Annotated in this window: 8 protein-coding genes and 1 pseudogene; 5 read left to right on the forward strand and 4 right to left on the reverse strand. The window is 69.4% G+C overall.

The window, feature by feature from the left end; translation table 11 throughout:
• The first annotated feature begins 94 nt into the window (after positions 1–94).
• Positions 95–3484 (forward strand): right-handed parallel beta-helix repeat-containing protein, encoded by a 3390-nt coding sequence (locus ACFV0G_RS00280; RefSeq protein ID WP_380539016.1) that lies wholly within the window; start codon positions 95–97, stop codon positions 3482–3484.
• 31 nt (positions 3485–3515) lie between these two features.
• Here the strand turns inward: ACFV0G_RS00280 and ACFV0G_RS00285 are convergent, their stop codons facing one another.
• Positions 3516–3839 carry a hypothetical protein gene (locus ACFV0G_RS00285; RefSeq protein ID WP_380539018.1) on the reverse strand — a complete coding sequence of 108 codons (324 nt, stop codon included), beginning with the start codon at positions 3837–3839 and terminating at the stop codon, positions 3516–3518.
• A gap of 416 nt (positions 3840–4255) precedes the next feature.
• Between ACFV0G_RS00285 and ACFV0G_RS00290 the strand changes: the two genes are divergently transcribed.
• Positions 4256–4930, forward strand: coding sequence for a LuxR C-terminal-related transcriptional regulator (locus ACFV0G_RS00290; protein WP_380539021.1), 675 nt, complete (start codon positions 4256–4258; stop codon positions 4928–4930).
• A 204-nt stretch (positions 4931–5134) separates the two neighbouring features.
• Entirely contained in the window at positions 5135–5920 is a 786-nt protein-coding gene (locus tag ACFV0G_RS00295) for a hypothetical protein (protein ID WP_380539024.1), read from the forward strand.
• Between the two features lie 18 nt (positions 5921–5938).
• On the opposite strand, the gene ACFV0G_RS00300 is transcribed toward ACFV0G_RS00295, so the two are convergent.
• The 3 genes and pseudogenes from ACFV0G_RS00300 to ACFV0G_RS00310 all read right to left on the reverse strand — a co-directional run.
• Positions 5939–6568, reverse strand: coding sequence for a sigma-70 family RNA polymerase sigma factor (locus ACFV0G_RS00300; protein WP_380539027.1), 630 nt, complete (start codon positions 6566–6568; stop codon positions 5939–5941).
• A gap of 244 nt (positions 6569–6812) precedes the next feature.
• Positions 6813–8588: a hypothetical protein gene (locus ACFV0G_RS00305; protein WP_380539186.1), complete on the reverse strand. Its 1776-nt coding sequence runs from the start codon at positions 8586–8588 to the stop codon at positions 6813–6815.
• Positions 8589–9305: 717 nt separating this feature from the next.
• Positions 9306–10043: pseudogene (locus tag ACFV0G_RS00310) on the reverse strand (RICIN domain-containing protein); the annotation flags it as partial.
• A 277-nt stretch (positions 10044–10320) separates the two neighbouring features.
• Between ACFV0G_RS00310 and ACFV0G_RS00315 the strand changes: the two are divergent.
• Positions 10321–12207: a helix-turn-helix domain-containing protein gene (locus ACFV0G_RS00315; RefSeq protein ID WP_380539030.1), complete on the forward strand. Its 1887-nt coding sequence runs from the start codon at positions 10321–10323 to the stop codon at positions 12205–12207.
• Between the two features lie 270 nt (positions 12208–12477).
• Positions 12478–13062 carry a DUF5317 family protein gene (locus ACFV0G_RS00320; RefSeq protein WP_380539033.1) on the forward strand — a complete coding sequence of 195 codons (585 nt, stop codon included), beginning with the start codon at positions 12478–12480 and terminating at the stop codon, positions 13060–13062.
• Positions 13063–13365 lie beyond the last annotated feature (303 nt).

Here is a 13365-nt window from a genome sequence, read left to right on the forward strand (position 1 = left end):
CGTGGGCCCGCATTCGACGCGGGACCCACCGGACGAATCCCCAGGGAAAGGTCATCGCCGTGCCGCAGACAGACTTCCTCCAGGGGACCGGCCGGTGAGTCGAAGGATCCTCAACGTCTCCCGTCACGAGCCGGGCTGCTACCCGAGCATCGGTCACGCCCTGGCCGAGGCCGGCTCAGGGACGATCATCAACGTGCTTCCCGGCGACTATCGGGAGACCGTGGTGGTTCGCACGCCGGTGAGCATCACCGCCGAGGACGGTCGGGGCAGCGTCACTCTCGAAGCAATCGAGGGCAGCGCGGTGGTGCTCGCCGCGGAGACACTGACGCTCCGTGGCCTTGTCGTGCGGAACCGGGATGCCAAGGCCGCCGCGGTGGAGGCCGCCACCGGCTGCCTCACCATGGAGGACTGCGTCGTCGAGGCGGAGTCCTGGGCGGCGGTCGTCGCGAGCAACCGTGCCACCTTGGCGCTGCGCGACTGCCTGGTCCGAAACCCCGGCGGCTCGGGGATCGTGGCCGCGGAGGAGGCCGGCGGACTGGTCGAACGCTGCACCGTGGAGCAGATCGGCGGATCGGCCTTCATCCTCGCCTCAGGCGCCGATCCGGTGGTGCGAGAGTGCACCGTTCGAGAAGTACAGGGCAATGCGGTGTGCGGCACCGACCACGCACGCGGCCGGATCGAGAACTGCGACTTGTCCAGCGCCGGTGGCCCTGCTGTCGGCCTGGAGAAGGGCAGTACCACCGCGCTCCTACGCACGCGGATCCATGACACACACGATGCCGCGATCCATCTGACCGGCAAGGCCAGGCCGATCATCGAGGACTGCGAGCTCACCGACTCCGCCAGCCACGGCATCGTCCTCACCGACGGCGCGGACCCTACCGTGCTGCGCTGCCGGATCGTGCGGCCCCGTGGGGACGGCATCCACGTGGCAGATCGCTCACGCGGCACCTTCGAGGACTGCGAGGTCACCGAGGGCGCACGCAGTGCCGTGTGGGTGACGGGAGAGAGCGACCCGACGCTGACCTCCTGCCGTATCCGAGACTTCGAGGAACTCGCGGTGGCTGTCCGGGAACAGTCCGCCGGTACCTTCACCGGTTTGCAGATCCAGGACGTCCGACGGCACGGCATCGGGATCAGCACCGGCGCCAACCCCCTGTTCCGTTCGGTTTCGGTGTCGGACTGCCAAGGCCATGGCGTTCTGATCGCCGAGCATGGCCGTGGGCGGATCGAGGACTCGCGCATCCAGCGCACGGCCCTCGCGGGCCTCGCCGCTTCCGGGGGCGGTAACCCCTACCTGGCCGGGACGCGGATTCTGGCCAGTGCCGGTGCCGGCGTACTGGTGGGCACCGGAGGAAGGGCGGTCCTGCGGGACTGCGAGATCGCCTCCGCTTCAGAGCACGGCGTGATCGCCGAAGGCGACGCGGAACTGTCACTGACCAGGTCGCGGGTGCACGACTGCCGGCACGGAGGCATCCGTTTCGTCGAGCAGGCCAGCGGCTCGGTCACCGACTGCGAACTGTACGCCAACGGCGCTGACGGATTGCTTATCCAGGGCACCGGCTCCATCGCGGTGCGCGACTGCGAAGCATGGGACAACCGTGGCGCGGGGCTCCGGCGCACCGTGCCGGACACCAACGTACTGGTCGAAAGCTTCACCAGCCGCGGCAACGGGGCAGCCGACACCGGAAGCGCCCAAACCGCTACGGCGGCCGCAGGCCCGCCCGAGGGCCACAACAAGCCGACGCCGCTGTCCGGGCCGACGGCCGCGGGCACCCGACCGCCAGAACAGGACTCGCTCGCCGCGGCGCTGGCCGAACTCCACGACCTCGTCGGTCTCAACGGCGTCAAACGCGAGGTCACCAACCTGGTGAACCTCAACCAGATGGCAGCCCGCCGACGGCAGATGGGGCTCCCCGCGCCGCCGATGAGCCGCCACCTGGTCTTCGCCGGCCCGCCCGGCACCGGAAAGACGACGGTGGCCCGGTTGTACGCGCAGATCCTGGCTGCTCTCGGCACCCTCCGCAGCGGCCATCTGGTGGAGGTCGCCCGGCTGGACCTGGTGGCGCAGATCGTCGGCGGCACGGCCATCAAGACCGCCGAACGCTTCGAGGAGGCCCGCGGTGGCGTGCTGTTCATCGACGAGGCGTACACCCTGGTGTCCGGCGACTCCGGCTCCGGCCCGGACTTCGGGCGGGAGGCGATCGACACCCTGGTGAAGCTGATGGAGGACCATCGCGACGAGGTGGTCGTGATCGTCGCCGGCTACTCGCACGAGATGAGGCGCTTCCTGGCCTCCAACCCCGGCCTGGCCTCCCGGTTCACGCGTACCGTCGAGTTCGAGGACTACACCGCAGCCGAATTGGTGACCATCGTCGACCGGATGTGCTCCGCGCACCGCTACGAACTGGCCCACAGCACCCGGGAAGCGCTCACCCACTACTTCGAACTCCTGCCACGCAACGAAGACTTCGGCAACGGCCGCACTGCGCGGACGGTCTTCGAGGAGCTCGTCGAACGCCAGGCCCAGCGCCTTGCCGAACTGCCCGACGCCACCGCGGTCGACCTCACCCGGCTGCTGCCCGACGACGTCGCAGCACCCGTGCTCCCCGGTGCCGTTGTCCCGGAAGCCGGGGACGAGGAGACCCTGGCCGACCTGATGGAGCAACTCCACGCCATGATCGGCCTCGCCCAGGTCAAGCGCGAGGTGTCCGACATGGTCAACCTGCTCGCCTCGGTACGCCACCGGCAGGCCGCCGGACTTCCCACTCCCTCCCTCAGCCGCCATCTCGTCTTCTCCGGGGCACCCGGCACGGGGAAAACCACCGTCGCTCGCCTCTACGGACGCCTGCTCCGCGCGCTCGGTGCCCTCTCCCGCGGACAGCTGATCGAGGTCTCCCGCGCAGACCTGGTGGGGGAGTGGGTGGGCCACACTGCCCAACGAACCCGCGAGGTCTTCGAACGCGCCCGCGGCGGTGTGCTGTTCATCGACGAGGCATACACCCTCTCCCCAGCAGGTCACACAGGCACGGACTTCGGGCGAGAGGCGATCGACACCCTCGTCAAGCTGATGGAGGACCATCGCGATGAGGTGGTGGTGATCGCGGCCGGCTACTCGGAGGAGATGGAGGGCTTCATCGCCGCCAACCCCGGTATGGCATCCCGCTTCTCACGGATCGTGGAGTTCGACAACTACACGCCGACCGAACTGGTGACCATCCTGGAGCGGCATGCCGCCCAGGCCGGCTATGTGTGCACGCCCCCCGTCCGCGACGCGCTGCTGCGCCAGTTCGAAGCGGTGCCGCGCGGACGATCCTTCGGCAACGGGCGCTACGCCCGGCAGGTCCTCGACACCATGGTGACCCGCCAAGCGGGGCGCCTGAGCAGCACCGTGCAGCCCACCGGGGACGAGCTGCGTACTCTGCTGGCCGAGGACCTGCCACAGCCCACTGCTCCCGCGCCGACAGCCTTGCCCGAGGGATGACTCGGCGTCGGACTGCCGCAAGGCTTCGGCATCACAGCCGTTGTGTCAGGTCGGCGACGGTGGCGCGGCTCCTCTCGTCGGCTGTTCGGTAGAGTGCCGCGGACTTCTGCAGATCGTCGGCGTACCGGTCGTACCTGACTGTCAGATCCCGCAGGAGGGCGGCCAGGTCGTCGGTGCCCAGGCGGTGCTGCTCGGCGGCTTGCAGGCCGACCGGGAGCGAGCCGTAGCCGTCCCGCGGGTCCGAGCAGGTCTGCGCATACCTGTCGATGCAGGCGGAGAGGTTCCGGCCCGCCTCGCGGAACTCCTCGGCGAGCTTTTCCAGACGGTCGGGATCGACTGCGGTGTACTCCGTCACCTTGTTCTCCAAATTACCTGCGAGTATTGTTTTTGCGTGCGCCCCGCCCTCCGCGGCGGACCCTGCGAACCCTCGTTCGAGCATTGGACTGGAGCGCAGGTCGGGGGAGACGGTACCGGCCTGCGGGTTGAGGTCGAGAGGCCTATTGGGGCCCATATATATTGGGCCCGACCCAATAATTTCACGAGGCCCTTTATCTGCGCAATTCCTCGCTTGACATTTGAGCTCCGTTGGCCAAGAGTCGCAGCGAAAAGGCGGGGGCGGCCCAGTGTGGGCTGGCAAGGCATGCGATCAGGCCGAATGGCGGATCATTCGCCGCCCGGCACCGGCCACGCTGAACTCGACAAGCGCGGCCGGAGCGGACCGCCGTCGAATGCCAGAGGAAGCCGGCGTGGGGCGACTTGATGATCGATGAGATGAAGGCTGACGCGGGGGAGGCCCGGGTGCGGGTCCTGGTCGTTGACGACGATCTGGTGATCCGCAAGGGGTTGATCAGCCTGTTGCACGGAGACGGGCGGGCCATGGTCGTCGGGGAAGCCGGGGACCGCTTGCGCGCCCTCGAGCTGGCCCAGCTGCAGGCCCCGGACGTCGTGCTGCTGGATCTGGGCCTGCCGCTGTTCGAAGGACTGCACGTTCTCGCCGAACTGTCTCGGACGTGCAAGGTTCTGGTACTCGCGGGCAGGGATGTGGCCTTCGACGTGGATCAGGCGCTACGGGTGGGTGCCACCGGCTACCTTGTGCACCGCCAGTTCAACGCCGCCGAACTGATCACGGCTGTGATGGCCACTGCGCAAGGGCGCGCGCACCTGTCCCCAGGGGCAATCACCGCCCTGGCTGCCAAGCTCCGCTCGGCGCGGCCCCTGAGAGCGGGGGCGCCGCGCAGCGGCCGTGTCGGCGAGCTCTCCCGTCGGGAGCTGGAGATCATGGATCACATTGCCCGGGGGCGGAGCAACCCCGAGATCGCCAAGACCCTCTTCCTCAGCGAGAAGACGGTCAAGAATCACGTGAACCGGATCTACGCCAAGCTCCAGGTCCGAAGCCGGGCCGCGGCGGTGGCCCTGTGGCTGGGCGCCGAGGTCGACTCCGGCTGATGTGGACCAGCCCGCCCGAACCACGATTCAGCCAGATGCCCGTTCCCCTGGGACGGCGCAATCACCGGCCGCCCGGCGGATGTCTCGGCGGCTTCGAGCCTCGCATCCTCGTGGCAACCCTGCGGCCCACGACCGAAGGCCCACGCAGCCTGGGCCCACGCCCTCACAGGCCGGGTGGAAGCCGGCGACAGGAGGATGCGCACGATGATCGAACTTGCCACGGAACCAGCACACCGCCCGCCTGTGCGTCTTCAGGCCGGCACAGCGGCCGAATCAGTGGGCGACACCCCCACCTGCCTGGCGATGGTCACTGTCGGCGCGGGATACAGCAGGGACCTGGCCTGGCAGCTCCAGCGGATCGGAGTACCGGTCGGCAGGGCGCTTCCATGGGGCAGCAACAAGGCGTGCCAGGCGTTTCTCGACCCGCGGCCGTCGATGATCCTTCTCGATCTCCACAACTCCGTGAAGGGGGAACGGCTGGCGGACTTCGTCCGGGCCGCTGCGCTGGTGGCCCCCGTGGTGGTGCTGCGCCACGAGGGGCAGGGCATCCTGCTGAACCACCAGGGGCAGGAACTGCTACTGCGCCCGTCGGGGCAGGACACGTTGGAGGCGTTCAGGGCCGGAGCGTTCGACGTCCTGGACCCCGGCATCCCGCTGGCCGAACTGGCGGCCCGGATCAGGGCCGATCTCAGACGCTGTACGCCGGCCGGCGAACAGCACGCGCCCGGGTGGGACGGCGGTTCCTCGCAGAGCCAGCGCCTTCTGTTCGACGTGATCGCGCAGGCCGGGGCGCCAGTCTGCTGCCACTACCTGAAGCAATTGCTCGGCACAGCTCGCGAACCCATGACCCTGCGGGCCCTGAAGGCCCGCATCCATCGTTTGATGCCGGTGTTCGATGCCTACGGCCTGCGCCTGATCGTCGACCAGTGGCGGGGGATCGTCACCTACCGGGTCGACGGTCAGCTGCCCTGCCCAAGGCCGGCCGGGTGAGGCCCCGGCGGCGTGCGGTCAGCGGATTCCATGCCGCACCAGCGCACGCCGGAGCTCCTTGAGGGCGTAGTGGTTGCGCGATTTCACCGTCCCCAGCGGAATCCCGATGGAGCGCGCGGTGTCTCCGACGGACCGGTCCAGGCAGTGCAGGTGAACCAGCACTTCCCGGTGCACGGGGGAGAGCTCGGCCAGGACGAAAGCAACGCACCGAGCCTCGACCACCTGCTCGCTGCTGTCCGCGACGGCCGCGGTATCGGCTGACTGCTGTTCCGTCTCCACAGGCCGGGCGCTACGCGCCCGGCTCGCGTCAATCACCAGGTTGCGGGCCACCCTGAGAAGCCACGGTCGGACCCGGTCGGCCGACTCCCGAAGCGCACCAGCGTGCCGCCAAGCCCGCAGGAACGTCTCCTGCACGAGGTCCTCGGCAGCTTGCGAGTCGATCCCGCCGGTCTTCATCACATAGCGAAGCAGCGAGCCGCGGTGCGCAGCATACAGGTCGCGGAGAAAAGAGTCGTCCGACCGATTATCCTGTGTCAAATCCGTGTCCCGGAGAAATTGGGTAAGCGTCCGCACAAGCAAAGATTTAGGCGGTCGCCTGAAAGGTGCGATGGGTGCCGAAGAGATGCCCAAGGCGGCTGAAGGGAGCATATCGTGGAGATGGTTGCCCAGGCCCGGTCACCCTGCTGCTCTCGCGGAATCCACCGCTTCTCGCAACGCCTGGTGTCACGACCTTATGAGAGCTTTTCTAAGGTTGGATCACTTTCCCTGCGAGCGCTCTCGCAAGGCTAAGGCGGGGCCCGCAAGGCTGGTCTTCGGACGGAGCGTGAACCCCTTTCCGAAGAGTTAGGCAATGCCCGGGCCGCCGCGCTGCGCCCGCCCGGGCATTGCCTGCTCAGGAAGAGATCGAGCCGGGGCCGTTGTTGCCAAGCCAGGCCAACAGCAGAGCCCGAACGGTCAGGTCCTCCTTGCCGAGCGTGTCTGCAGGGGTGCTCTCCTCCTGCCGAGGGCCATCCGTACGGGAGATCTCCCTCAGCAGCACCAGCGAGGGCACGTCGGCGTCGTCCCGCTGCACCTCCAGGACACGAAACAGGCTGTTACCGGGGAAGACGGCCTCCTCGGCAGTGCCGGCGACGGCCAGGACACCCGTACGCCGTCCGTTCAAAGACCACACGACGGTCACGGTCTGCTTCTGGGTCCCGACGGGCGGGAGGAGGGAGGTGCGGAGCACCTGCGAGCAGCGCAGCGTGCGGCCGGGAATCAGGGCGTCGGACTCCCAGCCGGACGGCACGCCCCGGTAGTGAACAGGCCCCCGGTAGGACGGCAGGCGCCGCAGGCCAGAAGCCACGCAGGCGGCCCATGCCGCGTCCACGCGCGAGGACGGCCGGCCCTGCGGGTCCAGTGGCCGGTCACCACCCAGCAAGACCCGGACGGCGACCAGATCGCCCATGTCGGACCCGTCGTTGGGTGCAGAGAGCGAGCCCCGCAGACCCGGATTGGTCGCCAGGGTCTGGGCGATGGCGCGAGCGTGGGCGTCGTACCGGCGAGAGAGCGCATCGCGCAGAAGTGAGCGCTCCGGGAGCGAGCTGCGATGGTCCGGTCGCACAGTGTCCGGCGCCAGCAGCACACCTGTGAGCGCCACATTCTCGGCCGGGGCCATCATGTCGTCCTCCGGAGGACCAGCAACCTCGGGCTCAGCCACCTTGGGGTCTGTAACCTCGGGAGTGGGGTCCTCGCGGTCGGCGGGTTCCTCGGGGCTCACCGCCGTCGGTTGCGGCGCCACGATGACTGGAGCCTGCAAGTAGGCTGACAGCAGGCGCAGTTCACTCGCCTGATCTGCGCCGAGGGCGTCCGAGAAGACTGCGAGGGTCTTGCCGTCCTGCCAGTGTTCACGCAGCCGCCACAGCTCGCAGGCCAGGTCCCACCCTGTACGCGGCTTGTCGCCGACCATGTACGGACAGCCCGGCTCGGCGTCGGAGCACTGTACGGCGACGCCGAACAGGTTCGCCGGGGCGGTTCGGCGCCAGCGGGCAAAGTCCGCCAGCAGCTGCTCGGCACCGGGTTGGTCGCGGTCCACGAGGGCCAGGCCACATTCGTCCACATCGATGGCCTTCACCGCGCTGCGGACCTGTTGCGCCGTGATGCCCGCATCGGGGGAGTGCCGGAGCCGGGCCTTGTCCGCGTCGCGGAACGGCCAGGGGCCGGCCAGACGCACCACAGGGGTCCACCCGCGGTCCGGCCGCTGGGGCAGCATCGCCCACCAGCTCCGCTGGTCGCCGGAGACGACCGGGACCTGGAGCCGGTCGGCGACAAGCTGTACGGCCCACCCGCCGATCCGGCCCTTGGCGATCAGAACGACGGGCCGCTGGTGCCAGTCATCTTGGCCTCGCAGCAGTTCACCGAACCGCACCGGACTGAGCACACGTCCGCCGAAGCGGAAGCCGGAGGCGAGGCTGTCGTAGTGGACGAAGACGGTGAACAGGTCCGGGTCCGGCTGCCACCACGGGGCCATGGCCGAGGGATCCAGCCTGTCTTCCGGGGTGTCGAGAACCACGCCGGAGGCGAGGTCCGAACTACTTCCTGTCGTCGCCACGTCAGGTTCTTCGGACAGCAGCGGGGAAGCGGCGGCCCGTTCGGCAGGTGCGGCCTCGTCGGATCCGGACGTGGACACGGCTGGGCTCGCATCGGGCTGCGGGCCGACCGCGGACGAGTCCGGCCCGGCTTCCGTCGTGGTGGTACCGCCCCCCCGCCGTGCAGAACGGGAAAGCGCGGCCATCAGTCGAGCCCCGCGCCCTCCACTCCGCTCGGCGTCTGGAGCCGGGCGGCCCGGGGACGCCGCGCCGGCCTGCAGAGCGACGGTCGTGGCCTCCGCCATGCGACCACCCTCGGTCGGGGCGGGGGACGCAGGCGCCTTCCGGTCGGGAGAAGCCCCGGTCAGAACGGAGCTTGTGTGGCTTGCAACAGCGTCGGCAGCGGGAGACAGCCGGTCCGTCCGCCATCGCAGCGGCCGTGCTGTCGCGGTGCGCCGGGTGAGCCATGCCGGAAGCGACGGCCGCCACGAGGCCACCCTCCACAGCAGCACGAGGACACACAGCGCGATCAGCACAGGCGCCAACGAGCCCGCGGCCCCGGACGGCTCGGAGCCGACGGGCAGCGGGCGGGCCGCAGCGGGGGAGATCGGGGCCTGCACCGCGGCTCGTGACCCACCCACTGCCGCGGGTGAGGTGGGAACGGGCGCTACCGCGGAGGACGGGGGAGCCGCAGAGGTGGTCAACGGGGTCGGCGCCGCCGAAGAAGCCGTCGGTTTGGGGGCCTTCGTCGTAGCAACGCCGGGGGCGGGCAGTCGTCCAACGTCGGGTGGGATCGGCCCCGGATCGTTGGCGCAGGCCCACATCCACATCACGGTGCCGTTGTCCGTGCGGGAGTACCGCTCGTCCATGCACTTGCCCGGGCTGTCGACCGCCTGAAGCTGGCTGCGCGGCCCCACCACCCACTTCTGGTCGTTGGCTCCGGAACAGGGGTAGAAGCCGATGACGGTTCCGTCGTCGTGGTGACCCGCTACCGAGTCCATGCAGTAGCGGGTCCCGGAGGCCGCACCGGGCACCCAGTACGACCACGTGCCGTCGCCGTTGTCCTGCTGGGTGAACGACTGCACAGTCGTGTTGCCGCAGTCCCACACCACCAGCGGGGCCCCCATCCGGGCAGGCGGGGCCATGCCGAGGCATTTGCCCGCCCCGGCCGTGATGGTGTGGAGGTGTATTTGCGCGCCCGCGCCGCCACTCGGTCGGCCCAGCACCTTGCCGCCGTCGCTGACGATCTGCTGCGAGGCGTTCGGGAGATTCGAGTACGCCTGTGCGGCCGTGCCTCCGAGGGCAGAGAGGAAGAGGAGAAGAGGGGCGAGCAGGCCTGAACGGACTGCAAAGCGATGGGGCCTTCTCAACATGCATCTTTCCTTCGGCAGTACGCGGGCATGCGGTGCACCGCAGTACGGCAGGAAGCGCAAGCCCGCAGGCGCGGAGCCGGCCGGGGGCACTGCGGATGCGGGCACCATGGCGCCGGCTCCCCGCCGGCTTGAGCCCGGCGGGTCCGGCATGTCGTCCTCGTGCCGGCCGCACGGGCACAGCATGAGGAGCAGTCAACTTGCCTACCGCCGCGAGGCAACAGGGCCTGGGGGCCCAAATGCGAATGGGCGGAACGGGGACGGCCCAACTTTCGCGGATGCGGTCGGTGCACATTGACAGGTTTCAGGGCGCTCGGATTGCATGAGTCGGCGATCTTCGAGACGGACTGCACGCGATGCCGTCACAGATCCAGAGTCGCAACCCCACCACCCTGCGGCCCTCTTGCTACGCGCCGCCGAACCGACATGAGAGCGACCTCGCACTGTGCCGACACTGGGTTCTTTGGTCCATGGAACGACCAGTCTCCGTTTCGCCGACCAGGTCTCCGAACGTGCTGCCGCGCGCACCGTCTCCGGCGTGTGGACCACGCTCGACGGCGACCGGACCTGGGGCTCGCTCGCCGCCGCGACCGGGCTGCGCGACCTTCTCGTCGCCGTTCGTGCCGAAGGCGGCTGGTGCGCCGACCCGCACCGCGCCGATGTCCTGCTGCGGCGGCTGGTCAGCCTGCGGGCTGCCGCCCTGGCTGTGGCCACCCGCCAAGGGAGCCGCATCTCACCGGTCCTGAGCCGGCAGGCCGCCCGGTACGGCATTCCCCTGCTGACCGCCACCGCCGGCATGTCCTGGCAGCGCCTCGCGCAGGACGTCAGCGATCAGCGCCACCGCGAAGACCTGCACCGGGCGGACCGCCTCGGCGAACTGCTCGACGTGCTCCGCCACGGGCCCCGCCCGGACACCGTCCAGCGACTGACCGACTGGCTGGCCGACGCCACCGGCGCGACCGTCGCCCTTGTGGGGCCGGCTGGGACACCGATCACTACTGTGCCCGCCGGCAGCTGGCCACAGCTCGCAGGCGCCTTCGAGATGATCGCCGAGATTCGGGCCGGCGGATCTCCGGCTGTCCCGGACCCCGGCGGAGTACCTCTTGCGCTCCACGCCATCGGGCCGAGAGCCCCACACCACGTGCTTGCTGTCATGGGAGTCCAGCCCTTTGCGCGCGAGGCCCGGGAGTCCATTGCCCAGGCGGCCGGTCTCTTCGCTCTCGCTCTCCAATCCCAACAGGCCGAGGCCGGGCGCACCCACGCCCGAGCAACCCAGAACGCACTGAAGCTGGCCGTGTTCCAACTGCTGACCGTGGGCGAGACCGACGGCGCCCGACGCTGCGCCGAGGCGATCAGCCCTGGTCTCCTGGACGCGCCGAACGCCACCGTCCACCTCCTGGAGGTCCCGCCGGGAGAACGCGACCAGGCCGAACGAGAGTGCGCGGGCCGCCTGCACGGCAAGGCCCTCGCCCTCCGCTGCCCGGCTTCAGCCGACCGCCTCATCGTCGTCGAGCCCTCGCACGACCGGAACAGCGCCCACGAAGCGGACACCCTCGCGAGAGTCCTACGCCAGATCAGTGCAGACGGCCCCGGACGACTCCTCCGCCGCGGTACCACCGTCCCCGTGGCCGAGACCGCCCGATCCCACCGCGAAGCCTCCCGTGCCCTGGCCATCGCCCGGCTGCGCAGAGACCAGTCCGCAGACATCGGGCCCAGCTCCCAACTGGCAACCGTCCTGGACGGCCGCGCAGCCCACTGGGCCCGGAACCTCCTGCAGCCTTTGCTCCAGCTACCGCCGGAGACCCGTGACCCACTGACCTCCACTCTGCGCATCTTCGTACGCTTTCCCGGCGCCCAGGCGGCTAACGTTCTCGGCCTGCACCGTCACACCGTGACTACCCGGACGGCCGCCGCCACCACCCTGCTGGGCCTCGACCTCGGGAACGCCCACACCCGTGCCCTCCTGGACCTTGCGCTCCAACTGCAGAGCCGCATCCCACCCAGCACAGCCGCCAGAGCGGCCCCAACACTCGCCGAACTCCTCGGCCAGCCGGCGGCCCGAGCCTGGGCCCGAGAGTTCCTGGCCCGCCTCGGACACGACAACGCGGACCTGCGCACCACAGTCCAGACCTGGCTGGCCTGCCACGGCAACGTCGGCCACAGCGCCGAACGGCTCGGAGTGCACTCCCAGACCGTCCGCTCCCGCCTGCGCCGGGCAGAACAGGTACTCCGCCGCCGACTGGTCGGCGGCGCCTCCAGCGTCTGCGATCCCCTCTTCGCCTTCGCCGCGCTGGGAGAACTGGAACTGGAACTGGCCGACTGGACACGACCGGAAGACCCGGCACACTGACCCAGCCTCCCCCCAGTCGTGGGCCTCGAGACCCACCTCCTGCAACGTGGGAATGCCCGTCTCCGACGTTCCCACAACACCGACGAATTGGGCCTGCCAAACCAATGACCAGGTCAGCTACGCTGCGCCTTCAGGCAGCCGGTTTCCGCCCCGGCCGCAGTTGCGTGCACAGGCGGCAAAGGCGAGGAACGGGATGGGAGTGACAGCCATTCGGACACCTGGCCTCCCCGCTGCGACGCCACCCGCCTCCGCGTGGCACGAGCCGTCCCGATGACTGTCCTTGCGGCCGTGACGGCCGGGGTCCTGCTGGGCTACCTGGCGGGCGGGCGGCTGGGCAACCTGGGCAGTGCGGACCTGCGGGACGGCTGGCTTCTCGGAGCGGCGGCGGTCATCAACGCGCTGGACGGATACCTCCCCGCCCTTGATGCCTGGGCCCGGGCGCAGGGAATCCCGCTGCTGGTCGTCTCGTACGAAGTCATCGGAGTATGGGCGGCCCGCAACATCAAGGCCGGACCGTCACAGGTGCGGATGCCGCTTGCCGTCGGGTCTGCCGGCGCAGCGTGCAATGCCGCCGTGATCGCCGCCAACGGCCGCATGCCTGTGATCCTGCCCCCACGCTGGGCCAGTGGCCTCTATCCCGGCGGCGCGGTGCTGGACGCCAAGCATGTCGTCATGACATCGCATGCCGTGCTCCCCTGGCTGGGCGACATCTTCCCGCTCGTCGGCGGCGCCGTGATGTTCAGTTTCGGCGACGTCCTGTTGGCCATCGGGTTCGCCGAGCTGATGGCCGTCCTGATGATCGCGGACCCGCATCGCAATCAGCGCATGTGGGCCCGCGGTGTCAATCTTGAATGAGGACTGTCTTGGTCGAGCGCCTCGGATTCGCATCCTCGGAACGCGGAAACCAGAATTCCGAAGATCTGCTCGTCGCTGAGTGAGCCGAAGAGTGCATGAGGCGGCCGGATACAGATGGCCGGCGGCATCGGCGAATGGAATCCGACAATGCCGTTTCGCGCTGATCCTCATCGGGACGGAGGTGGTTGTGCCTGCGGAAGGCCGCCGCCTTCGAGAGGGTACCGAGGCCGCCAGGCCCCGGCGAGCCGCGCCTCTTGGGCCAGGTCCCGGAAGTCTTGGTCCTTTGGTGCCACAGGCCCAAAG

Origin of the sequence: Kitasatospora sp. NPDC059571, assembly GCF_042735675.1 — a bacterium.
GTDB lineage: Bacteria > Actinomycetota > Actinomycetes > Streptomycetales > Streptomycetaceae > Kitasatospora.

Bases quoted from the DNA above. Each gene is read 5' to 3' on its own strand.
- ACFV0G_RS00290 (WP_380539021.1), top strand. From the start codon at position 4,256: ATGAAGGCTGACGCGGGGGAGGCCCGGGTGCGGGTCCTGGTCGTTGAC.
- ACFV0G_RS00295 (WP_380539024.1), top strand. From the start codon at position 5,135: ATGATCGAACTTGCCACGGAACCAGCACACCGCCCGCCTGTGCGTCTT.
- ACFV0G_RS00320 (WP_380539033.1), top strand. From the start codon at position 12,478: ATGACTGTCCTTGCGGCCGTGACGGCCGGGGTCCTGCTGGGCTACCTG.
- ACFV0G_RS00300 (WP_380539027.1), bottom strand. From the start codon at position 6,568: ATGCTCCCTTCAGCCGCCTTGGGCATCTCTTCGGCACCCATCGCACCT.